Here is a 1,194-nt window from a genome sequence, read left to right as displayed (position 1 = left end):
TGGGCCGAGTAGTTCACGGAAGAAGCGGTAGGGACCCATACTGCGGGTCTTCCGAGGTCTGCTAGTTGCCCTTGAGTACTTCACCAATCAAATGGTTCATAACCTCCTTGTAGACCTCCGGATCGCCCCCATAGGCGATCTCAAGAGCGGCGCGATCAAACGTGGCCGACAACAGGTTAGTCAAAGCATTGATCTGTTTTGGTGAATGCTCAGGAAGAGCCCGCGAAAGCCCTTCACGAAGTTCTTCTGTTCCATTGGCCCGGGTTAACGCGACAGCAGCGTTGTGTCCCAATACAGCTGGTGCCTCTTCCATCAGGAGGCGTACTCGGCCTGGGACCAACATCGCTTTAAAAAAAGCATTAGATCCTGCCACCATGGCCTGTTCGGGATCGGCAATATTGCGCGTTTCCTGGTCAATATGGTGTGAGATTGCTTTGGCCTCCTCTTCTGCGACAGCGCGGAAAAGGTCAGCCTTGTCCTTGAAATGATGATACAGCGCGCCGCGGGTGACGCTGGCCTTACGTACGATGTCTGGGGTTGCAGTATCGGCAAATCCCGAATCCACAAACAATTCGCGGGCAGCCTCTACGAGTTTGGCACGCGTTTCGGCGCGTCGGTCTGCCTGGCTGCGTCGGGCGGGTTTTTCTGGGGGCAAATTTAACGGCTCCGAATATCACTACAAGCACCTTACATACATCTTGCATGTATTTGCAAATTGATGATACATACACGATGCATGTAAGTTAAGGAGATCAAGATGCGTGTCACTCAATATTATCCGGTCATTCAGTCTGAAACGGTTTCTGAGACGGCAGAGTTCTATAAACGTCACTTTGGCTTCCGCGCAGCGTTCGAGGCGGATTGGTATGTGCATCTACAAAGTGAAGCGGATCCGTCGGTCAATCTCGCGATCGTCCAGTCGGACCACGAGACGATCCCGGAGGTTTCCCGCGGTGCGTCTAAGGGCATGATCCTCAATTTTGAAGTCGAGGATGTCGACAAAGTGGATGAACGACTTCGGTCGGAAGGAGTTCCGGTGGCAAAGTCACTTGTGAGCGAGCCGTTTGGCCAACGCCATGCGATATATCGCGATCCAAACGGGGTACTGATTGATGTTATCACTCAGATCCCACCCTCAGAGGAATTCCTGTCGCAATATGCAGCCGACGCAGTGCCGTCGTGATTCAGGGTGCC

Annotated in this window: 2 protein-coding genes; one reads left to right on the top strand and one right to left on the bottom strand. The window is 53.0% G+C overall.

The window, feature by feature from the left end; translation table 11 throughout:
- Positions 1–61: 61 nt before the first annotated feature.
- Positions 62–655, bottom strand: coding sequence for a TetR/AcrR family transcriptional regulator (locus tag ACR0NN_RS25255; RefSeq protein ID WP_170728042.1), 594 nt, complete (start codon positions 653–655; stop codon positions 62–64).
- 102 nt (positions 656–757) lie between these two features.
- Between ACR0NN_RS25255 and ACR0NN_RS25250 the strand changes: the two genes are divergently transcribed.
- Positions 758–1,183, top strand: a complete 426-nt coding sequence (locus tag ACR0NN_RS25250) for a VOC family protein (protein ID WP_170728043.1) — start codon at positions 758–760, stop codon at positions 1,181–1,183.
- The last annotated feature ends 11 nt before the right edge of the window (positions 1,184–1,194 follow it).

It is taken from the genome of Ruegeria sp. BA2 (assembly GCF_056539605.1).
The sequence above is the reverse complement of the archived record's forward strand: the minus strand, read 5'-3'. Positions and strand labels throughout refer to the sequence as shown.